Here is a 21,272-nt window from a genome sequence, read left to right on the forward strand (position 1 = left end):
AGTAAAGCTTTGCGTACCTTGACTTAGTTCATTTTAATTTTCACAATAGCAGGCTGTATTTTTGAAATACTCTTCTACAACTTCATTTGGACTTTTAAATTTTAAACTTGTTTTTGCCGTACTATTATATCTTCTTTCATGCTTGCCACCTGATTTATCAGATCTTTTTCGCTAGTAAATACTTTTCGATTATATAAAATCTTACCATCTTCCCTATTACTTCTTTCTACTTTTCCATTTTGCCATGGTTAATATGGTCTTGTTCGTTTAATCGTGATACCAAGATTGTAAGCAACTTTTTCAAATGCATTCTCTTTGCTTGTTTTGTCATCATCATTAAATTTACAATATAGATCAATATTTTCTGTAAAGCTCAACTTATAATCATCATTAAAATCTTTAATTATTTTTTCGTTAACATTCCTGAGACTTCCACAAAATTATTTTGTAATTTTATTTCTACATTTTACCTGGAATCTGAAATTTTATAACCTAGTGGATTGATTTCTGCATGAGGATAATCCTTTTTCAAATCCTCTGTACTTGCATTGCTTTGACAAATGATAAGTCGAGTATTATCAAGAATGTACTTTCCATCATGTCATCGTGTGGTGTTCAATCTTTGGCCATACAGACTCCTTTCATATTTTTATAACTTTTTTCGTGGAGTATTAGTATTCCCTGTGAATATATTATAGAGAGGCGTTTGAAATACTAGTTAGTCTATCTGCGAGTTTTCCCTATTTATTGATCGCAATAGAAATGGAAAAGTAGAGATTTTAACTCCCCTTTTATAAAATTGACATTCTAAAGAAATAATAGTATAATATCTTTAGATTAAAGGGGGTGTTATTATGCCAAACATTAAATCAAGTACAGATTTACGAAATAATTACAATGAAATCTCTTCGTTTTGCCATGAAACAGGCGAACCTATCTTTATTACCAAAAATGGCCGTGGAGACCTTGCTGTTATGAGCATTAATTTATTCAATAAAATCATGGGAAAATATGAGCTGTATCAACTTCTAGAGCAAAGTGAATCTGATTTCACAAACGGTCGTACCCTAACTTTTGATGACTCCATGAAAAGTTTAAGGGAGGGACTAAAAAATGGAACACTATAAGATACTTGTTTCCGAGACCTATCACAGAGACCTAAAAGGTATAATCCATTATATTTTCTACAATTTTGATGCACCATTCACTGCATCTGATTTACTTGACGAGATAGAATCTACTGTTTCTAGTCTATCTACCATGCCTCATCGCTATGGATTGGTGGATGATGCCTATCTACGCCATAAAGAGTTTAGAAAATGTCTTGTTAAGAATTACATCATTTTCTATAAAGTTCATGAAGAAAGTAAAACTGTAATGGTTCATCGAATTCTTCATGCAAGACAAAATTTGATTGATATTCTGTAAAATAGCCATTCCACTCGGTGTGGCTATTTTTTACATATACTCCATAGAAGTCTAATTTACAGAAAAAATTACATACACTCTATAATGATTCTGTTCTTTAAGGAGAGTCTAAGACTCTCACTACTTTGATACAATTTAATGTGCTAATTTACGAATGATTATTTTATGCTTTTGAACACCATCTTGCACATTCATTAAAAGGTATAAAAAATAGACGATATAGCTATTGCATATCGTCTAAATTCTAATGTTAATACTATTTCATTTCATTTTCTTCTAGGTCTTTTAATGTTATACCGTTTTCAGTTTTCCAATGTGTTTTCCCATTTGCGTTAGTTCCTAGAACAAAGGCAGCTGCGTAGGATGGACTGTTGAATAAATAGTCCTTGCTTATTCTACCATCAATAATCTCATTTTTATTTATGCATTCCTTTCTAAGTTCTTTAATTGATTTTGGAATGGCAGTGGAATCTATAGTTTCTATCATGCTATCTTTTAATACAACAAAACCCTCATCTGTTCTTTTACATTTTGCTTCTATCTGTCTATTTGACTTACCACTTTTTCTTGAAAGATAGAAAATTGACTCTTTGTCATTATTATTTTCATATTTTTCTTTTGTATCTTTATCGACTATAGGAACGAATATTTTATATCCCAAGACACCAAGTACCATTTTTGAATACTCTACAAAATCTTCCAACTCTGATTCTTTTTCTTCGGTTACATTTCCAGGGTTTGGATCATTTCCATTTCTTACTTTGTACCTATCTACATCGATAGCCATGTTAGTGAATTTATTCTCTAAATAAGAAATTTCTGTTGGCCCAAATGAGTTATTTTGTGTGGTTAACATGACTGCATCTGAAAAATAAATTTCATCTTTTAAGTGTTCTGATACCCTAAATAAAACTCCCTCGCCATTTTTTCTTATTCCTGCTTGACCGATATACACTTCGTCATCCCCGTCATCGTTCTTGCCAAATAAAAAATATACTCCACTTTGCTTTAAATCTAGTCTATCCTTACATTTATCAAGATACGTTCTTGGAATTTTATATGCAATGCCTGTCCAATTAGATAAAGTACACTTTATTCTTCCCGTTACTTCTCCATCCATTAAAAAAAGATTAAAATTTTTACTATTGTTCATTTTGTACGCCTCTATTTTCTTGTCATCAATACGACACTCTCACAATGTGGCGTATTCGGGAATAAATCCATCAACTCCAACTTGTCCAACTTATAGCCCCTATCCTCAAACTCTACGACATTCTCAACTAGTGACCTTGGGTTACAGCTGACATATACTATTTCCTTGGCTCCAAACTCAGCTATATCCTTCACTCCATTACCCAATATTCCTGCTCTTGGCGGGTCTACTATGATCAGCTCCGGCTTTTCTGGAAGTGAGCTGACAACCTTGGCAACGTCTCCTGCTATAAACTCACAGTTGTCAAGATTATTAAGGACTGCATTTTGGTTGGCTGCAACAACTGCTTCTTCGACCAATTCAATTCCGTATACTTTCTTGGCAGTCTTTGCCATCAGCTGGCCTATAGTGCCTGTCCCACTATATAGGTCAAATACAACCTTGCCATGGCCCCTGTCTCCTGCGAACTTTCTTGCTATAGTATACAGGGCCTCTGCTCCCTTGGTATTAGTCTGGAAGAATGAAAATGGAGAAACCTTAAACCTAAGTCCTAGGACTTCTTCATAGAAGTAATCTCTTCCGTATAATATTCTCATCTCGTCACACTGGACTGCATCTGCAAGTCCATCATTTATAGTGTGTAAAACTCCTACAAGTTCACTATCTAGGTCAAGCCCCAATAAAAACTCCTTGTATTCATCCATATTGTAGTCTAGCTGAGAAGAAGTGACTATATTGACCATCAACTCCCCAGTATTCTCACCCTTTCTAACTACCAAATGTCTAAGGTAGCCCTGGTGGTTAAATGACCTGTAGTAAGGTAGTCCCTTCTCTTCAAAAAAGTCCCTTGTCCTTGTCATGATGGTCTTGAAATCTTGGTCAACTATCCTACAGTCGTCTACTGTCACTATATCTATAAACCTACCCACCTTGTGCATACCAAGTGATAGGGGACCATCCTTGTACTCATCTCCAAATGTGTACTCCATTTTATTCCTGTAGGCAACTGAAGATGGGCTTGGATTGATACCTACAAACTCATATTCTTTAAGTCCTGCCTTGTCAAACAAGTCTAGTACCTGGTCTTTTTTTATCTCCAACTGCTTTTCATATGGGATTGATAATATTGAACATCCACCACACTGTCTAAAATGCCTACAGACATCTGCTGTTTCTATTGGTGATGGCTCTACTAGTTCTAACTGCTTGACTTCACCACTGTCTGACCTAGACTTTTTGACTACAGCCCTGACCCTTTGACCAGTGATTCCACCCTTCATCTTTATTCTCTTGTCCTCGTACATGGAACGTGATATGCCACCAAACTCCATCTTGCCAACTTCAAACTCTATTATATCTTTTCTCTTCATCTAAGCTCCTCTACAATATAAATCTGCAATACAATTATATCCACTAGTCACCACTTCTATCCGTAAATATCACTATATTGTTTTAGTTGTAGACTATAATCTATCAACTAAATATCTCTTATTTCTAGTAATTCAACCTCTTCAGGTGTCAACTCCCTATATTCTCCTAGGTCCAGTTCTTCGTCAAGTTCCAGCCCACCCATCTGAATCCTCTGCAGGTAGACAACTTCCTTGCCGACAGCCTCAAACATTCTCTTTACCTGGTGGAATTTGCCCTCACTGATGGTCACATGAACCTCAGATCCAAGACTTCCATCTTCAAATTCAAATGGATTTAATACTTCTAACTTAGACGGCTTAGTTGTATAGTCTTCTCCTATATATACACCCTTTTCAAATATCCTAACATCCATATCATCAACTTCTTTGTCTATAATTGCGTAGTATTTTTTAGGTACATGGTTTTTGGGTGATAGGACCCTATGGCTCAACTTACCGTCATTTGTTATCACTAGCAGGCCTTCAGTGTCCTTGTCTAACCTACCAACTGGAAATGGCTCAAAGGGAAGGTATTCTTCTCCTATAAGGTCTATAACCGTTGGGTCATACTTGTCAAAGGTAGCTGATACATAACCAGCCGGCTTATTTAACAACAAGTATACAAACTCCCTGTAGTTTACAAGCTCTCCATTAAATACTATCTCATCATTTTCTGGATCCACATGGACATCAGACTTCTTAGCCTCTGCTCCATTCACCCTTACAAAGCCCTGCTTGCAGTATTTTTTTATCTCTGACCTAGTTCCATAACCTAGGTTTCCCAATAATTTATCCAGTCTCATAATATCACCCCAACCTATTGATATATCAAATTAAACATATAAGTAACTTCATCATCAAATTATATACATTTACTTATACGAATGCCTACATTTCACCTAGAATTTCTCTTAGCTCTTCTTCTGTAAATTGGTACTTTGAGTTACAGAACTGACATCCTACCTCTGCGCCATGGTCTTCTTCTATAATGTCTGTCAGCTGGTCCTTGCCTATAGCCACAAATACCTTGGCTACCCTGTCCTTAGAGCAATCACATTCAAAGCCTATCTCCTTGTAGTCTAGTATCTGTGGGTCAAGTCCCTTCATGACTACTTCCATGATATCTTCAGGTGTCATTCCCTTGGATAGCATCTGTGTTACAGACTCTAGCCCGGATATATTATTTTCTAGTATTGATATAGTCTCCTCTGTTGCATCTGGCATCATCTGTACTATAAAGCCACCAGCCTGCTCAACCTCATCAGACCTAGTCAATACACCTAGGGCAACTGCTGATGGAGTCTGCTCAGACACTGTGAAATAATATGTAAAGTCCTTGGCTATCTCTCCACTGACCATCTCATACTCACCATTGTATGGCTCTCTCATACCTAGGTCCTTTATAACCTTGATTGTACCCTCATGACCAACTGCACCAGCCACATTTAGCTTGCCATTGGCGTAGTTTTCAACCTCTACTCCAGGATTTGTAACATAGCCCTTGGCCATACCATTGACATCTGAAGTCGTAAGTATAGTACCTATGGGTCCTCCACCCTTTATGATAATAGTCACCTTGTCATTTGGGTTCTTCATCATTAGACCCATCATTGAGGTAGCTGTCAAAGTCCTTCCTAGGGCCGCAGTTGCAACCTTTGTAGTATTATGAAATCCCCTTGCTGCCTCTACCATATTTCTAGAAGTTGAGAAAAATCCCCTAACTTCACCATTTTTACTAGTTACTCTTAAACAATAATCTTTCATTTTATACCTTTCCTTATATATATTATTAAAGCATTTTACATATTTCTAGATATCTTATTAAAGCATTTTACATATTTCTAGATATCTTATTAAAGCATTTTACATATTTCTAGATATCCAATTTAATATTTTTAGATAGCCAATTTACATATTACTTATACATATCAAAATCCTACTTCTTGGCTAGGAAAAATACTCTTTCAGATTTTTTATCCACATCTTCAAGAGAAAAATCCCCAAACATCCTTATATCTTTAAAGCCAGCTTCTTCTAAGATAGCAGCTAGCTCTTCTTCCTTGTGGGCCCTCTGTAGGTGGACCTCCTTATATCTCTCATACAGGTTGTCCTCATCATCATCTTCTGCTTGAACTTTTACAAAAAAGTCTAAGTCCATATTTAATAGCTGTGTCATATCATCATAGTAGTTTGTCCACATATATGATATGTCATCCCTAGCCTCTCCCATAAAATTGTTACCCAAAATACTGGACAACTTGTAATATGAGCTGATATCAAATATAAATATCCCCTCTTTCTTTAGGAGTTCATATACCTTGCCAAAGAGATTTTTGACGTCCTCTAGGTCGGTAATATAATTTATACCGTCACAAGCACACAAGATGCAGTCTAAATCATACAGGTCAAAATCCAATTGTGTCATGTCCTGTTGTAGGAGTACAAGAGGTATATTTTCAAGTTCAGATTTTTCCCTTGCAACATCGAGCATCTCTTCAGATATATCAAGACCTGCAATATCATATTCCTTTCTAGCTAGGGGAAGAGTTATATTTCCAGTACCACAGGCCAGTTCTAGTATATTCTTGACGTTAGCACCACTTATAGCTATTAACTTTTCTATATGTTCCACCCAAGCCTCATAGTCTACATCGTCCATAAGCTGGTCATAAATATATGCGAAATTACCGTACTGATCCATAAAAAACTCCTTTTATAATTATAAATGTATTTTAAAACATAGCTCTTTACATTATATACTAAAAAAAACTAGGATGCAATTAAATCAAGGCTTTCACATCAGGCTGAAAAAAGATGGATAGAACTTGCCGCATATCAGCTTTGCTATCTTTACTAGGGCAAATAGGAGGAATAGCTGAGATTTTAATTATGTTAAATAATCTTTCTATAAAGAGCTTAATAAAAAATCTCACTCAACTAACATTTAAGGATAGAAAAGTGAGATTATATTAAAATTTATATTTTATATTACTAGCTAATAATTAACATTCAAACCACTTGGCAAGACCACCCTTAGCAGTCTCCCTGTACTTGTCCATTAGGTCAACACCTGTTTCCATCATTGTAACAGTTACCTGGTCAAATGATATAGTGTGACTACCATCAGTATTTAAGGCATACTTGGCAGCTGCTATCGCTCTTTCTGCTGCCATAGCATTTCTTTCTATACATGGTATCTGTACATATCCATATACTGGGTCACAAGTCATACCTAAGTGGTGTTCTAGACCTATCTCTGCAGCATATTCTATCTGTTCAAAGTTACCTCCAAATAGGTAGGCTGAACCTGCTGCTGCCATTGAACATGCTGTACCAACCTCTGCCTGACAACCAGCTTCTGCTCCGGATATTGAAGCATTAGTCTTAATAAGGTTACCTATAAGACCTGCAACTATTAGCCCCTCTATTATATGTTGCTTTGTATAACCGTTGTGGTCCATCAAAGAGAAGAATACTCCCGGTATAACACCTGCTGCTCCACATGTTGGTGCAGTTACTATTGTACCTCCTGATGCATTTTCTTCTGATGCAGCTAGGGCGTATGCATAGTCTAGGCTAGTATAGTCCTTAGTTGCAAGGTATCTCTTATAGAATATAGATGCCCTTCTCTTTAGCTTTAACTTGCCTGGTATTAACTCTCTGCTCTCTATTCCCTTGTCTATAGCTGACTTCATCGTGTCTGCTATAGCCTCCATATATTCTAAGAAGTCGTCATCCTCACGCTGTAAAACATATTCAACAAAGTTCAAATCATTTTCCTTGCAGTAGGCTATTATATCGTCTAACTTGTTATGTTCATAGTATACCTTACCCTCAACCTGTCCTCTCTTACCTTCCTCTGCAAGTGTTCCTCCACCTACTGAGAACACTGTCCATGGGTCATAAGCGTTTCCACCCTGGTCTATAGCTTCTAACATCATCCCATTTGGATGGAATTCTGGGTTTATATCCGCTCTCCAAACTATTTCAACCTCTCTTGGCTTGATAGTCTTTATTATAATATAGTCTGTTAAATGACCTGCTCCTGTAGCTGCCAAACTTCCGTATAAAGTAGCCCTAAAGCTAACTGCCTCAGGATGCTTGTCACTGTACCTCTTAGCTGCTCTTTGTGGTCCCATAGTATGAGAACTAGATGGCCCCGAACCAATCTTGTATAACTCCTTTAATGTATCCATATTATCCCTCCTAATATTATCCTATATACTTTTAAATAATAATTAATATGCGTCTATAAAAAGCATACCGATTTCATTATATTAAAGTCCTATACAATTATACACGTTTACTTGTATATAATCTACCCTTTAAGAAAATTATTTAACAAAAAATAAGATAAGTCTCGAAAAATATTATTGGTTGATTGTATAATCAATTTGTACAACTAAATAAAAAATGATTCATTGCGAATCCTGTGTTAAAATATAAGTCACAACACAAATACATACAGGAGGTCCACAATGAATCAACTTAATTTTAACACAAAAAAGAGAAACTTTAAACACCTAAGTGAGTATGAAAGAGGAGAAATTTATGCCATGATCAAATTAGGTTGCTCAATATCTTCTATTGCTAGGCACCTAAAAAGGTCAAGAACTACTATTTACAATGAGCTTAAACGTGGCAGGGTAGAACAGATAAAAAATGGACACAAGGTCACATTATACTACCCCGATGCAGGACAAACACAGTATAAAAAAAACAGAAAAAATTCAAAAAAGAAGTTCAAGGTATTAGAATGTATAGATTTTATACACTAAAATTATAATCATAGTACTCAATATTGTTATAATTTCTTTGAAAGTATTAATATAGCTATCAATATATGTTATTATACTACTAGCACCTTGCATTTGAGCTCTAGTGATTATATCATAAGTATTTTTACTGTCATAATCTTTCATTCCTAACTCACTACTTTTTTTCCAAAATCATAACCGATATCATATTATCAAATAGTAACGATATCTTAGAAATATAATATCCATATAATTTCCCAAATACTAAAGAGAAAATTTTAACAAAAATACCTACAAGAGCAAATAAAATTGCCTTTGAATCAAGATTTTGAACTTCATTTAATGTATATTTTGATATTATTAGCATAACAGTAGGAATAAACCCTTGAATTATACCTGATAAGATGATAATAACAATGGTAAACTTACTAATTTTTGAGAGTAAAAATAGCATAAAAATCTAGTTATCCGCATAAAAACTGGACTTATCACACTTTATCAAGGTCAAAACCACTCAATTTACTACTAATTTACTACTTATGAATGAGCTTTGATACGACGATTTATCCTTGAAAAGTGAAGATATAAAGATACTTCCAATAAAATTTGAATATTTAATAGGTAGACACTTCAAAAAATGAGGTGTCTATTTTTTTACCCGATTTTGAAAGGAAGTGAACTTATGAAAACAAAAAATCAAGAATCAAAAGGTCGTTCCCCACTCTTTAAGACCATCAAACATTCATTCAGCCAATAAAAAAGAAAGGATAGGTAAAAATATGGAACTTAAATTTGTGATTCCCAACATGGAAAAAACATTCGGCAATTTAGAATTTGCTGGCGAGGATAAAGTCGTTCAGCGAAGAATCAACGGACGGCTAACTGTCTTATCAAGAAGCTATAATCTCTATTCTGATGTTCAAAGAGCAGATGATATTGTGGTGGTGCTTCCTGCTGAAGCTGGCGAAAAACATTTCGGCTTTGAGGAACGTGTGAAGTTAGTCAATCCACGTATTACCGCAGAGGGCTACAAAATCGGCACTCGTGGTTTTACAAATTACCTTTTACATGCTGACGACATGATAAAAGAATAAAGAAAGAGAGGAAAAATGATGAGATTAGCAAATGGCATTGTATTAGATAAAGACACGACTTTTGGAGAATTGAAATTCTCTGCTCTACGTCGTGAAATGAGAATCCAAAATGAAGACGGGTCGGTTTCAGATGAAATCAAGGAACGTACCTATGACTTAAAATCCAAAGGACAAGGACGCATGATTCAAGTAAGTATTCCTGCCAGCGTGCCTTTGAAAGAGTTTGATTATAACGCACGGGTGGAACTTATCAATCCCATTGCGGACACCGTTGCTACTGCCACCTATCAAGGAGCAGATGTTGACTGGTATATCAAGGCAGACGATATTGTGCTGACAAAGGATTCTAGTTCATTCAAAGCTCAACCACAAGCAAAGAAAGAACCGACACAAGACAAATAGTCGCTAGGTAGAAAGGAGACTTTTTCGCATGAAACAGCGTGGTAAAAGGATTCGCCCATCTGGTAAAGATTTAGTCTTTCATTTTACGATAGCGTCACTCCTGCCTGTTTTCCTGCTGGTTGTCGGACTGTTTCATGTGAAGACAATCCAGCAGATCAACTGGCAGGATTTTAACCTATCACAAGCAGATAAGATTGACATTCCCTATTTAATTATCAGTTTCAGTGTCGCAATTCTTATCTGCTTGCTGGTAGCGTTTGTATTCAAACGGGTTCGCTATGATACGGTTAAACAACTTTACCACCGTCAAAAACTGGCAAAGATGATACTTGAAAACAAGTGGTATGAATCTGAACAGGTCAAAACAGAGGGTTTCTTTAAAGATAGTGCTGGTCGTACAAAGGAAAAGATAACCTACTTCCCTAAAATGTATTATCGACTTAAAAATGGCTTGATACAGATACGGGTGGAAATCACGCTGGGAAAATATCAAGACCAACTCTTACACTTGGAAAAGAAATTAGAGAGTGGCTTGTACTGTGAGCTGACGGATAAAGAGTTAAAGGATTCCTATGTGGAATATACTTTGCTCTATGACACCATAGCCAGTCGTATTTCTATTGATGAAGTAGAAGCTAAAGATGGTAAACTTCGCTTAATGAAAAACGTATGGTGGGAATATGATAAGCTCCCTCATATGTTGATTGCTGGTGGTACAGGTGGCGGTAAAACTTACTTTATACTGACACTGATTGAAGCCTTGCTTCATACAGATTCAAAACTGTATATTCTTGACCCGAAAAATGCTGATCTTGCGGACTTAGGTTCTGTGATGGCAAATGTCTACTATAGAAAAGAAGACTTGCTTTCTTGCATTGAAACATTCTATGAAGAAATGATGAAACGTAGTGAGGAAATGAAGCAGATGAAGAACTATAAGACTGGCAAAAATTATGCTTACTTAGGTCTCCCGGCACACTTCTTAATCTTTGATGAATACGTCGCTTTCATGGAAATGCTGGGAACAAAAGAAAACACCGCAGTTATGAATAAGCTGAAACAGATTGTCATGTTAGGTCGTCAAGCTGGCTTCTTTCTAATACTGGCTTGTCAACGTCCAGACGCAAAATATTTAGGCGACGGAATCCGTGATCAGTTTAATTTCAGAGTGGCTTTAGGTCGTATGTCTGAAATGGGCTATGGCATGATGTTTGGCAGTGACGTACAAAAGGATTTCTTCTTAAAGCGAATCAAAGGTCGTGGCTATGTTGATGTAGGAACAAGTGTCATATCAGAGTTTTATACTCCCCTTGTACCAAAAGGATATGATTTCTTGGAGGAAATTAAAAAGTTATCCAACAGCAGACAGTCCACGCAGGCGACGTGCGAAGCGGAAGTCGCAGGTGTGGACTGATCTTGCTGGCTGGTGTGGCAATAGCCACGCCAGCACTTAACCCCCCGTATCTAACAGGGGGGTACAAATCGACAGGAAACAGTCAAAAAAACATTAGAAAATCCTTTGGTTACAAGGGATTTACAAAATTTCAGCGTATGTCAAATGGGCTTTAAAAGTTGACATACGCCTTTTTGATTGGAGGGATTTTTACTGAATGAACAAACTTGGTTACAGCATTTAAAAGAAAAACGCTTGGCTTATGGACTATCTCAAAACCGTTTAGCTGTTGCGACTGGTATTACAAGGCAGTATCTAAGCGATATTGAAACAGGAAAAGTCAAGCCATCAGAGGATTTACAGCAGTCCCTTTGGGAAGCTCTGGAACGCTTCAATCCCGACGCTCCCCTTGAAATGCTGTTTGATTATGTAAGAATTCGCTTTCCGACAACAGACGTACAGCAGGTGGTCGAAAACATCTTACAACTGAAACTGTCCTATTTTCTTCATGAGGACTATGGTTTCTATTCTTATTCAGAGCATTATGCTTTAGGCGACATATTCGTCCTTTGCTCCCATGAACTGGACAAAGGAGTTCTGGTGGAATTGAAAGGTCGTGGGTGCAGACAATTTGAAAGCTATCTTCTGGCACAACAAAGAAGCTGGTATGAGTTCTTTATGGACGTTTTGGTGGCTGGCGGTGTGATGAAACGCCTTGACCTTGCCATTAACGATAAGACAGGGATTTTAAATATCCCTGTACTCACTGAAAAGTGCCAACAGGAAGAATGTATCTCCGTCTTCCGCAGTTTTAAAAGCTATCGCAGTGGCGAACTGGTACGCAAAGAGGAAAAGGAATGTATGGGAAACACCCTCTATATCGGTTCATTACAAAGTGAAGTTTATTTCTGTATCTATGAAAAGGACTACGAGCAGTACAAGAAAAATGATATTCCCATTGAAGACGCAGAAGTAAAAAACCGTTTTGAGATTCGATTGAAAAATGAGCGTGCCTATTATGCAGTCCGTGATTTACTCGTCTATGACAATCCAGAGCATACCGCCTTTAAAATTATCAATCGGTATATCCGTTTTGTAGATAAAGACGATTCCAAACCTCGTTCTGATTGGAAACTGAATGAAGAATGGGCTTGGTTTATTGGGAACAATCGTGAACGATTAAAACTAACCACAAAACCAGAGCCTTACTCCTTCCAAAGGACGCTGAACTGGCTATCTCATCAAGTTGCCCCGACCTTAAAGGTTGCGATTAAACTTGATGAAATCAACCAGACGCAGGTTGTAAAAGACATTCTCGACCATGCGAAACTGACAGACCGACACAAGCAGATTTTGAAGCAACAGTCAGTAAAAGAACAGGACGTGATAACAACAAAAAAATAACTCAAATACAAATTCATTGAATATAGAGAGGAGAACATTTTTATGAATTTTGGACAAAACCTTTATAACTGGTTTCTATCAAACGCTCAATCACTGGTGCTTTTAGCAATCGTTGTGATTGGCTTGTATCTTGGCTTCAAGCGTGAGTTTAGCAAACTGATTGGCTTTTTAATTATTGCGATTATTGCGGTTGGCTTAGTCTTCAACGCTGCTGGAGTAAAAGACATTTTACTAGAGCTATTCAATCGCATTATTGGTGCTTAAATAAAACCGTTCTTTTGTGGAATATAAGTGGTTTTCTTATGTTCCGCAAAGGAATGGTACACCAAACGAAGTGCGGTAGGGATTTTTGAATCTCTACAAAGAAAGGACGTGAATATATGGACGATATGCAAGTCTATATTGCGAATTTAGGCAAATACAATGAGGGCGAATTGGTCGGTGCGTGGTTTACCTTTCCCATTGACTTTGAGGAAGTCAAAGAGAAAATCGGCTTGAATGATGAATATGAGGAATACGCCATTCATGACTACGAGTTACCCTTTACGGTTGACGAATACACTTCCATTGGCGAACTCAATCGACTATGGGAAATGGTATCGGAATTACCCGAAGAATTACAATCGGAGCTATCTGCTCTGCTCACTCATTTTTCAAGCATTGAAGAACTAAGCGAACATCAAGAGGATATTATCATTCATTCCGATTGTGATGATATGTATGACGTGGCACGCTACTACATTGAAGAAACGGGTGCTTTAGGCGAAGTACCAGCTAGTCTTCAAAACTATATTGATTATCAAGCCTATGGTCGGGATTTAGACCTTTCAGGAACGTTTATCTCAACCAATCATGGGATTTTTGAAATCGTCTATTAAATCTGTCGGTACATTACTACTGGCAGATTTTCTATTTTACGGGGTGGTCAATCAGCTACCCCTATTTTTTATGAAAGGATTGATTACATGAAGAAAATACGAAGCTATACCAGTATCTGGTCTGTGGAAAAGGTACTGTATTCTATCAATGATTTTAGACTTCCGTTTCCCATAACCTTTACGCAAATGACATGGTTTGTCGTGTCACTCTTTGCAGTGATGATACTTGGCAACTTGCCCCCTCTTTCCATGATAGAGGGAGCATTTCTCAAATACTTTGGGATTCCTGTGGCTTTCACATGGTTTATGTCTACAAAAACTTTTGATGGTAAAAAGCCTTATGGATTTTTGAAGTCTGTCATTGCTTATGCACTGCGACCAAAGCTGACCTATGCAGGAAAAAAAGTAACGCTTGGCAGAAACCAGCCACAAGAAGCCATTACAGCAGTTAGGAGTGAATTTTATGGCATATCCAATTAAATACATTGAAAACAATCTCGTCTGGAATAAAGACGGGGAATGTTATGCTTACTATGAGCTTGTTCCTTACAATTACTCATTTCTAAGTCCAGAACAGAAAATACAAGTGCATGATTCTTTCAGACAGCTTATCGCACAAAATCGTGATGGCAAAATTCATGCTTTACAAATCAGTACAGAATCCAGCATACGTTCTGCACAAGAGCGTTCCAAAAATGAAGTCACTGGCAAGCTCAAAGCGGTTGCCTATGACAAAATCGACCAACAGACAGACGCTTTAATATCCATGATTGGCGAAAATCAAGTGAACTACCGTTTCTTTATCGGCTTTAAGTTGCTTCTCAACGATCAGGAGTTTTCTATGAAAAGTCTTACCGTTGAAGCAAAAAATGCTTTGTCTGATTTTGTCTATGATGTGAACCATAAGCTGATGGGCGATTTTGTTAGTATGAGTAATGATGAAATCCTGCGTTTTCAGAAGATGGAAAAGCTCTTAGAAAATAAAATCTCTCGTCGTTTCAAAATCCGCAGGTTAGATAAGGACGACTTCGGCTATCTGATTGAACACCTTTACGGACAGACAGGCACTGCCTATGAAGAGTATGAGTACCATCTATCAAAGAAAAAGCTGGATAATGAAACGCTGATTAAATACTATGACTTGATTAAGCCTACTCGCTGTTTGGTGGAAGAAAAACAGCGATATTTGAAAATCCAGCAGGAAGATGAAACCGTCTATGTAGCTTACTTTACCATTAACAGCATTGTCGGAGAACTGGACTTCCCGTCCTCTGAAATCTTCTACTACCAGCAACAGCAATTTACATTCCCGATTGATACGTCAATGAATGTGGAAATTGTAGCGAATCGTAAAGCCCTATCTACTGTCCGCAATAAAAAGAAAGAACTGAAAGACTTGGATAACCACGCTTGGCAAAGTGATAATGAAACCAGCTCCAATGTGGCGGAAGCTCTGGAAAGTGTGAATGAGCTGGAAACCAATTTAGACCAAAGCAAGGAATCTATGTACAAGCTGTCTTATGTGGTAAGGGTATCAGCAAATGATCTTGACGAACTCAAACGTCGTTGTAATGAAGTGAAAGATTTTTATGACGATTTAAGCGTAAAACTGGTACGACCATTTGGGGATATGCTCGGCTTACATGAAGAATTTTTACCTGCCAGCAAGCGTTATATGAATGATTATATTCAATACGTGACCTCTGATTTCCTCGCTGGTTTAGGTTTTGGTGCTACTCAAATGCTGGGGGAAAATGAGGGGATTTATGTTGGCTACAGCTTAGATACTGGACGCAATGTCTATCTGAAACCTGCTCTTGCCAGTCAAGGGGTTAAGGGTTCAGTAACCAATGCGTTAGCGTCGGCTTTTGTTGGTTCGCTGGGTGGTGGTAAATCCTTTGCGAATAACCTTATCGTCTATTATGCGGTGCTTTATGGGGCACAAGCAGTGATTGTAGACCCAAAAGCAGAACGTGGCAGATGGAAAGAAACCTTGCCAGAGATTTCCCATGAAATCAATATCGTCACTCTGACTTCTGATGAGAAAAACAAAGGCTTACTTGACCCTTATGTGATTATGAAAAATCCCAAAGATTCTGAATCACTGGCTATTGATATTCTGACATTCCTTACGGGGATTTCCTCTCGTGATGGGGAACGCTTCCCAATCCTTAGAAAAGCCATTCGTGCAGTAACCAATAGTGAAGTACGAGGGTTGATGAAAGTGATTGAGGAATTACGGGTTGAGAATACGCCACTAAGTACCAGTATAGCCGACCATATCGAAAGTTTTACAGACTATGACTTTGCACATTTATTATTCAGTAATGGTTATGTGGAGCAGTCTATCAGCTTAGAAAAACAACTGAACATTATACAGGTTGCGGACTTGGTACTTCCCGACAAGGAAACTTCCTTTGAGGAATATACCACTATGGAGCTTTTATCCGTTGCTATGCTGATTGTCATTAGTACCTTTGCTTTAGACTTTATCCATACAGACCGAAGCATTTTCAAGATTGTAGATTTAGACGAAGCATGGAGCTTTTTACAGGTAGCACAAGGAAAAACACTATCTATGAAGCTGGTTCGGGCTGGTCGTGCTATGAACGCTGGGGTATATTTCGTGACCCAAAATACAGACGACCTCTTAGATGAAAAACTGAAAAATAACCTCGGCTTAAAATTTGCATTTCGTTCCACTGACCTTAACGAGATTAAAAAGACCTTAGCCTTTTTTGGTGTAGACCCAGAGGACGAAAACAATCAGAAGCGATTGCGTGATTTGGAAAACGGGCAATGCCTTATCAGTGATTTATATGGTCGTGTCGGTGTGATACAGTTCCACCCTGTATTTGAAGAACTGCTCCATGCCTTTGATACCAGACCACCTGTGCGAAAAGAGGTGTAAATGTGAAACCATCAATAGTAAACAGAATAAAATCAAACTGGACGCTGAAACGTCTAGGTAAAGTGGCAATGACAGTGGCTTTCACACTTGTGATTGCCATTTTTCTTTTAGCCATGCTGGGAACGGTGGTTCAAGCTGCGGGCTTGGTAGATGATACGGTCAATGTGGCAAATGAATACAGCCGATACCCACTTGAAAACTATCAACTGGATTTTTATGTGGATAATAGCTGGGGCTGGCTTCCGTGGAACTGGTCGGACGGGATTGGAAAACAGGTCATGTATGGACTATATGCCATTACCAATTTTATTTGGACAATCAGTTTGTATGTTTCCAATGCGACAGGTTACTTAGTACAGGAAGCCTATTCCTTAGACTTCATTTCCGCTACAGCAGATTCCATTGGTAAGAATATGCAGACCTTAGCTGGTGTGAGTGCAAACGGATTTTCAACAGAGGGTTTCTATGTTGGATTCCTCTTACTCTTGATTTTGGTTCTTGGGGTTTATGTTGCCTATACGGGACTGATAAAGAGAGAAACCACAAAGGCAATTCATGCCATTATGAATTTTGTGCTGGTGTTTATCCTATCGGCTTCCTTTATTGCCTACGCTCCCGACTACATTAAAAAAATCAATGACTTTTCATCAGACATCAGTAATGCCAGTTTATCACTTGGCACGAAGATTGTCATGCCCCATTCCGATAGTCAAGGCAAGGACAGCGTGGACTTAATCAGAGATAGCCTGTTTTCCATACAGGTTCAGCAACCGTGGCTACTGCTTCAATACAACAGTTCAGACATTGAAAGTATCGGTATTGACCGTGTGGAAAGCCTGCTCTCCACCAGCCCAGATTCCAACAATGGCGAAGACAGAGAAAAAATTGTTGCGGAAGAAATTGAAGACAGAAGCAATACCAATCTAACCATTACAAAGACCATTAACCGTTTAGGTACAGTCTTCTTCCTATTTGTCTTCAATATTGGGATTTCCATATTTGTATTCCTATTAACAGGAATCATGATTTTCTCGCAGGTACTTTTTATCATCTATGCTATGTTTCTGCCTGTGAGCTTTATTTTAAGCATGATTCCATCATTTGATGGTATGTCAAAACGAGCCATAACAAAGCTCTTTAATACCATTTTGACACGAGCTGGAATCACATTGATTATTACGACAGCATTTAGTATTTCAACCATGCTCTATACCTTATCGGCTGGTTATCCGTTCTTTTTGATTGCTTTTCTACAGATTGTGACCTTTGCAGGAATCTACTTCAAGCTGGGCGATTTAATGAGTATGTTTTCTCTACAGAGTAACGATTCTCAAAGTGTGGGAAGTCGTGTGATGAGAAAACCTCGTATGCTTATGCACGCTCACATGCACCGTCTACAGCGGAAACTTGGACGTTCCATGACTACTCTAGGGGCTGGGTCTGCCATTGTTACAGGTAAAAAAGGACAGTCGGGTTCGGGGAGTTCTGCAAGGACACAAGCAGATCACTCCCGACCAGACGGAAAGGAAAAATCAACACTTGGAAAACGTATCGGTCAAACCATCGGTACAGTAGCTGATACCAAAGACAGAATGGTAGACACTGCTAGTGGTTTGAAAGAACAGGTTAAAGATTTGCCGACCAATGCAAGATATGCAGTATATCAAGGAAAATCCAAAGTAAAAGAGAATGTCCGTGATTTAACCAGTAGTATTTCTCAAACCAAAGCGGACAGAGCCAGTGGACGCAAGGAACAGCAGGAACAAAGGCGAAAAACCATTGCGAAGCGTCGCTCTGAAATGGAACAGGTCAAACAGAAAAAACAGCCTGCTTCTTCTGTTCATGAAAGACCGACTACAAGACAAGAACAATATCATGATGAACAGACCTCAAAACAGTCTAATATTCAGACTTCATATAAGGAATCTCAACAAGCCAAACAAGAGCGTCCAGCAGTTAAGTCCGATTTTTCAAGTCCAAAAGTGGAACGCCAAGGCAATACCGTTCAAGAAAAAACCGTTCAAAAGCCAGCAACTTCAACCACTACAGCAGATAGAACTTCACAACGTCCAATCACAAAAGAACGTCCGTCTACTGTTCAAAGAGTACCACTACAAAATACAAGAAGTAGACCACCAATCAAAACCGCCACCATTAAGAAAGTCGGTAAGAAACCATGAAGTTGAAAACTTTAGTGATTGGTGGTTCTGGATTATTCTTGATGGTCTTCTCACTGCTTCTGTTTGTTGCCATTTTATTTTCAGATGAACAGGACAGCGGAATTTCCAATATTCATTATGGAGGTGTGAATGTTTCCGCAGAAGTGCTGGCTCATAAGCCTATGGTAGAAAAATATGCCAAAGAATATGGCGTTGAAGAATATGTCAACATACTTCTTGCGATTATACAGGTGGAATCGGGCGGTACTGCGGAAGATGTTATGCAGTCCTCGGAATCCCTCGGTCTTCCACCTAATTCATTGAGTACAGAAGAATCCATTAAGCAAGGTGTGAAGTATTTCAGTGAATTATTAGCCAGTAGCGAAAGGCTCAGTGTAGATTTAGAATCGGTTATCCAGTCCTACAATTATGGTGGTGGTTTCTTAGGGTATGTGGCTAATCGTGGAAATAAATATACCTTTGAACTGGCTCAAAGTTTCTCAAAAGAGTATTCAGGTGGCGAAAAAGTGTCTTACCCCAATCCCATAGCCATACCTATCAATGGGGGCTGGCGATACAACTATGGCAATATGTTTTATGTGCAACTGGTAACGCAGTATCTTGTCACAACAGAGTTTGATGATGATACGGTACAAGCCATCATGGACGAAGCACTGAAATATGAGGGCTGGCGATACGTTTACGGTGGAGCTTCCCCGACTACTTCTTTTGATTGTAGCGGACTGACACAATGGACGTATGGAAAAGCTGGAATTAACTTACCACGAACCGCACAACAGCAATATGATGTGACCCAGCATATCCCACTATCGGAAGCACAAGCTGGCGATTTGGTTTTCTTTCATTCTACCTATAACGCTGGCTCTTATATTACTCATGTTGGGATATACCTTGGCAATAACCGTATGTTTCATGCAGGCGACCCAATCGGTTATGCCGACTTAACAAGCCCCTACTGGCAACAGCATTTAGTGGGAGCAGGACGAATCAAACAATGAGAAAGGAAGATTTAATGATGAAATTTAGAAAAAATCAGAATAAAGAAAAACAGATACCAAAGGAAAAGAAACCTCGTGTCTATAAGGTCAATCCTCATAAAAAGGTTGTGATTGCCTTGTGGGTACTTTTAGGGCTTAGTTTCAGCTTTGCGATATTCAAGCACTTTACAGCTATAGATACTCATACTATTCACGAAACAACTATCATAGAAAAGGAATACGTTGATACTCATCATGTAGAAAATTTTGTAGAGAACTTTGCGAAAGTCTACTATTCATGGGAGCAATCCGATAAGTCCATTGATAATCGAATGGAAAGTCTAAAAGGCTATCTGACAGATGAACTTCAAGCTCTCAATGTTGATACAGTACGCAAAGATATTCCTGTATCGTCTTCTGTAAGAGGATTTCAGATATGGACGGTAGAGCCAACTGGCGACAATGAGTTTAATGTAACCTACAGTGTAGACCAGCTCATTACAGAGGGAGAAAATACAAAGACCGTCCACTCTGCTTATATAGTGAGTGTCTATGTAGATGGTTCTGGAAATATGGTACTGGTTAAGAATCCGACCATTACCAACATACCTAAGAAATCAAGTTATAAACCAAAAGCCATTGAAAGTGAGGGGACGGTTGATTCCATTACAACCAATGAAATCAATGAGTTTTTAACGACGTTCTTCAAGCTCTATCCTACAGCGACAGCCAGTGAACTTTCCTACTATGTGAATGACGGGATATTAAAACCAATCGGAAAAGAGTACATCTTTCAAGAACTGGTAAATCCTATTCACAATCGTAAGGATAATCAAGTCACGGTATCGCTGACAGTGGAGTATATCGACCAGCAGACCAAAGCAACGCAGGTATCTCAATTTGATTTGGTACTTGAAAAGAACGGGAGTAATTGGAAGATTGTAAAATAACAAATATTGGTACATGATTACAGATACTTTGTAATCATGTACTCTTTTTGATAAAAAATTGGATATTCCTTTACAAATATGCTCTTACGTGCTATTATTTAAGTGACTATTTAAAAGGAGTTAATAAATATGCGGCAAGGTATTCTTAAATAAACTGTCAATTTGATAGCGGGAACAAATAATTAGATGTCCTTTTTTAGGAGGGCTTAGTTTTTTGTACCCAGTTTAAGAATACCTTTATCATGTGATTCTAAAGTATCCAGAGAATATCTGTATGCTTTGTATACCTATGGTTATGCATAAAAATCCCAGTGATAAAAGTATTTATCACTGGGA

The 21,272-nt window shown here is 38.0% G+C and carries 20 protein-coding genes and 1 pseudogene; 15 read left to right on the forward strand and 6 right to left on the reverse strand.

Translation table 11 applies throughout. The annotated features are described in order from the left end of the window. Positions 1-854 precede the first annotated feature (854 nt). Positions 855-1,127: a type II toxin-antitoxin system Phd/YefM family antitoxin gene (locus HMPREF0631_RS02935; RefSeq protein WP_039866205.1), complete on the forward strand. Its 273-nt coding sequence runs from the start codon at positions 855-857 to the stop codon at positions 1,125-1,127. Beyond that, the gene (locus tag HMPREF0631_RS02940) at positions 1,114-1,428 is read left to right on the forward strand and encodes a type II toxin-antitoxin system RelE/ParE family toxin (protein WP_002846677.1); all 315 of its coding nucleotides are present in this window, start codon (positions 1,114-1,116) and stop codon (positions 1,426-1,428) included. Before HMPREF0631_RS02935 ends, HMPREF0631_RS02940 begins: the two co-directional genes overlap by 14 nt. Before the next feature lie 256 nt (positions 1,429-1,684). Here HMPREF0631_RS02940 and HMPREF0631_RS02945 read toward each other — a convergent pair whose 3' ends face one another. The 6 genes from HMPREF0631_RS02945 to HMPREF0631_RS02970 form a co-directional block, all read right to left on the reverse strand. Continuing rightward, on the reverse strand, positions 1,685-2,581 hold the full coding sequence (locus tag HMPREF0631_RS02945) for a GIY-YIG nuclease family protein (RefSeq protein ID WP_002843318.1): 897 nt from the start codon (positions 2,579-2,581) through the stop codon (positions 1,685-1,687). 11 nt (positions 2,582-2,592) lie between these two features. Continuing rightward, positions 2,593-3,951, reverse strand: a complete 1,359-nt coding sequence (gene rlmD, locus HMPREF0631_RS02950; RefSeq protein WP_002843312.1) for a 23S rRNA (uracil(1939)-C(5))-methyltransferase RlmD — start codon at positions 3,949-3,951, stop codon at positions 2,593-2,595. A 107-nt stretch (positions 3,952-4,058) separates the two neighbouring features. After that, on the reverse strand, positions 4,059-4,793 hold the full coding sequence (locus HMPREF0631_RS02955; RefSeq protein WP_002843314.1) for a pseudouridine synthase: 735 nt from the start codon (positions 4,791-4,793) through the stop codon (positions 4,059-4,061). Positions 4,794-4,878: 85 nt separating this feature from the next. After that, positions 4,879-5,754: an Hsp33 family molecular chaperone HslO gene (gene hslO, locus HMPREF0631_RS02960; protein ID WP_002843323.1), complete on the reverse strand. Its 876-nt coding sequence runs from the start codon at positions 5,752-5,754 to the stop codon at positions 4,879-4,881. A 172-nt stretch (positions 5,755-5,926) separates the two neighbouring features. Next, on the reverse strand, positions 5,927-6,691 hold the full coding sequence (locus HMPREF0631_RS02965) for a class I SAM-dependent DNA methyltransferase (protein WP_002843309.1): 765 nt from the start codon (positions 6,689-6,691) through the stop codon (positions 5,927-5,929). 301 nt (positions 6,692-6,992) lie between these two features. Beyond that, positions 6,993-8,186 (reverse strand): L-serine ammonia-lyase, iron-sulfur-dependent, subunit alpha, encoded by a 1,194-nt coding sequence (locus HMPREF0631_RS02970; RefSeq protein WP_002843321.1) that lies wholly within the window; start codon positions 8,184-8,186, stop codon positions 6,993-6,995. 282 nt (positions 8,187-8,468) lie between these two features. Between HMPREF0631_RS02970 and HMPREF0631_RS10420 the strand changes: the two are divergent. The 13 genes and pseudogenes from HMPREF0631_RS10420 to HMPREF0631_RS09660 form a co-directional block, all read left to right on the forward strand. Then, a pseudogene (locus HMPREF0631_RS10420) lies at positions 8,469-8,762 on the forward strand (helix-turn-helix domain-containing protein); the annotation flags it as partial. 764 nt (positions 8,763-9,526) lie between these two features. Then, on the forward strand, positions 9,527-9,841 hold the full coding sequence (locus HMPREF0631_RS02985) for a YdcP family protein (protein ID WP_000420682.1): 315 nt from the start codon (positions 9,527-9,529) through the stop codon (positions 9,839-9,841). A 15-nt stretch (positions 9,842-9,856) separates the two neighbouring features. Then, entirely contained in the window at positions 9,857-10,243 is a 387-nt protein-coding gene (locus tag HMPREF0631_RS02990) for a YdcP family protein (protein WP_002843320.1), read from the forward strand. Between the two features lie 28 nt (positions 10,244-10,271). Further along, positions 10,272-11,657 carry an FtsK/SpoIIIE domain-containing protein gene (locus tag HMPREF0631_RS02995; RefSeq protein ID WP_000813488.1) on the forward strand — a complete coding sequence of 462 codons (1,386 nt, stop codon included), beginning with the start codon at positions 10,272-10,274 and terminating at the stop codon, positions 11,655-11,657. Between the two features lie 192 nt (positions 11,658-11,849). Continuing rightward, positions 11,850-13,040: a MobT family relaxase gene (mobT, locus tag HMPREF0631_RS03000; RefSeq protein ID WP_191619837.1), complete on the forward strand. Its 1,191-nt coding sequence runs from the start codon at positions 11,850-11,852 to the stop codon at positions 13,038-13,040. 42 nt (positions 13,041-13,082) lie between these two features. Then, on the forward strand, positions 13,083-13,304 hold the full coding sequence (locus HMPREF0631_RS03005) for a hypothetical protein (RefSeq protein WP_001009056.1): 222 nt from the start codon (positions 13,083-13,085) through the stop codon (positions 13,302-13,304). Positions 13,305-13,420: 116 nt separating this feature from the next. Continuing rightward, positions 13,421-13,918, forward strand: a complete 498-nt coding sequence (locus HMPREF0631_RS03010; protein WP_000342539.1) for an antirestriction protein ArdA — start codon at positions 13,421-13,423, stop codon at positions 13,916-13,918. Positions 13,919-14,005: 87 nt separating this feature from the next. Then, on the forward strand, positions 14,006-14,398 hold the full coding sequence (locus HMPREF0631_RS03015) for a conjugal transfer protein (protein ID WP_000723888.1): 393 nt from the start codon (positions 14,006-14,008) through the stop codon (positions 14,396-14,398). After that, a complete protein-coding gene (gene tcpF, locus HMPREF0631_RS03020; protein ID WP_000331160.1) occupies positions 14,382-16,829 on the forward strand; it encodes a conjugal transfer ATPase TcpF in 2,448 nt (815 codons plus the stop codon). Before HMPREF0631_RS03015 ends, tcpF begins: the two co-directional genes overlap by 17 nt. Positions 16,830-16,843: 14 nt before the next feature. Then, entirely contained in the window at positions 16,844-19,009 is a 2,166-nt protein-coding gene (locus HMPREF0631_RS03025) for a CD3337/EF1877 family mobilome membrane protein (RefSeq protein ID WP_430516984.1), read from the forward strand. Beyond that, positions 19,006-20,007: a bifunctional lytic transglycosylase/C40 family peptidase gene (locus tag HMPREF0631_RS03030; RefSeq protein WP_000769868.1), complete on the forward strand. Its 1,002-nt coding sequence runs from the start codon at positions 19,006-19,008 to the stop codon at positions 20,005-20,007. The genes HMPREF0631_RS03025 and HMPREF0631_RS03030 overlap by 4 nt, the downstream gene beginning before the upstream one ends. A 14-nt stretch (positions 20,008-20,021) precedes the next feature. Next, positions 20,022-20,936: a conjugal transfer protein gene (locus HMPREF0631_RS03035; protein ID WP_000975333.1), complete on the forward strand. Its 915-nt coding sequence runs from the start codon at positions 20,022-20,024 to the stop codon at positions 20,934-20,936. A 274-nt stretch (positions 20,937-21,210) separates the two neighbouring features. Next, positions 21,211-21,272, forward strand: a 62-nt coding sequence (locus tag HMPREF0631_RS09660) for a tetracycline resistance protein (RefSeq protein WP_079262925.1), incomplete at its 3' end; no start/stop codon positions are given.

Origin of the sequence: Peptostreptococcus anaerobius 653-L (genome assembly GCF_000178095.1) — a bacterium.
Lineage (GTDB): Bacteria > Bacillota > Clostridia > Peptostreptococcales > Peptostreptococcaceae > Peptostreptococcus > Peptostreptococcus anaerobius.

What these genes read in the sequence shown, in the direction of transcription:
- HMPREF0631_RS02935 (WP_039866205.1), top strand. Translation starts at nt 855, where the DNA reads ATGCCAAACATTAAATCAAGTACAGATTTACGAAATAATTACAATGAA.
- HMPREF0631_RS02940 (WP_002846677.1), top strand. Translation starts at nt 1,114, where the DNA reads ATGGAACACTATAAGATACTTGTTTCCGAGACCTATCACAGAGACCTA.
- HMPREF0631_RS02945 (WP_002843318.1), bottom strand. Translation starts at nt 2,581, where the DNA reads ATGAACAATAGTAAAAATTTTAATCTTTTTTTAATGGATGGAGAAGTA.
- rlmD (WP_002843312.1), bottom strand. Translation starts at nt 3,951, where the DNA reads ATGAAGAGAAAAGATATAATAGAGTTTGAAGTTGGCAAGATGGAGTTT.
- HMPREF0631_RS02955 (WP_002843314.1), bottom strand. Translation starts at nt 4,793, where the DNA reads ATGAGACTGGATAAATTATTGGGAAACCTAGGTTATGGAACTAGGTCA.
- hslO (WP_002843323.1), bottom strand. Translation starts at nt 5,754, where the DNA reads ATGAAAGATTATTGTTTAAGAGTAACTAGTAAAAATGGTGAAGTTAGG.
- HMPREF0631_RS02965 (WP_002843309.1), bottom strand. Translation starts at nt 6,691, where the DNA reads ATGGATCAGTACGGTAATTTCGCATATATTTATGACCAGCTTATGGAC.
- HMPREF0631_RS02970 (WP_002843321.1), bottom strand. Translation starts at nt 8,186, where the DNA reads ATGGATACATTAAAGGAGTTATACAAGATTGGTTCGGGGCCATCTAGT.
- HMPREF0631_RS02985 (WP_000420682.1), top strand. Translation starts at nt 9,527, where the DNA reads ATGGAACTTAAATTTGTGATTCCCAACATGGAAAAAACATTCGGCAAT.
- HMPREF0631_RS02990 (WP_002843320.1), top strand. Translation starts at nt 9,857, where the DNA reads ATGATGAGATTAGCAAATGGCATTGTATTAGATAAAGACACGACTTTT.
- HMPREF0631_RS02995 (WP_000813488.1), top strand. Translation starts at nt 10,272, where the DNA reads ATGAAACAGCGTGGTAAAAGGATTCGCCCATCTGGTAAAGATTTAGTC.
- HMPREF0631_RS03005 (WP_001009056.1), top strand. Translation starts at nt 13,083, where the DNA reads ATGAATTTTGGACAAAACCTTTATAACTGGTTTCTATCAAACGCTCAA.
- HMPREF0631_RS03010 (WP_000342539.1), top strand. Translation starts at nt 13,421, where the DNA reads ATGGACGATATGCAAGTCTATATTGCGAATTTAGGCAAATACAATGAG.
- HMPREF0631_RS03015 (WP_000723888.1), top strand. Translation starts at nt 14,006, where the DNA reads ATGAAGAAAATACGAAGCTATACCAGTATCTGGTCTGTGGAAAAGGTA.
- tcpF (WP_000331160.1), top strand. Translation starts at nt 14,382, where the DNA reads ATGGCATATCCAATTAAATACATTGAAAACAATCTCGTCTGGAATAAA.
- HMPREF0631_RS03030 (WP_000769868.1), top strand. Translation starts at nt 19,006, where the DNA reads ATGAAGTTGAAAACTTTAGTGATTGGTGGTTCTGGATTATTCTTGATG.
- HMPREF0631_RS03035 (WP_000975333.1), top strand. Translation starts at nt 20,022, where the DNA reads ATGATGAAATTTAGAAAAAATCAGAATAAAGAAAAACAGATACCAAAG.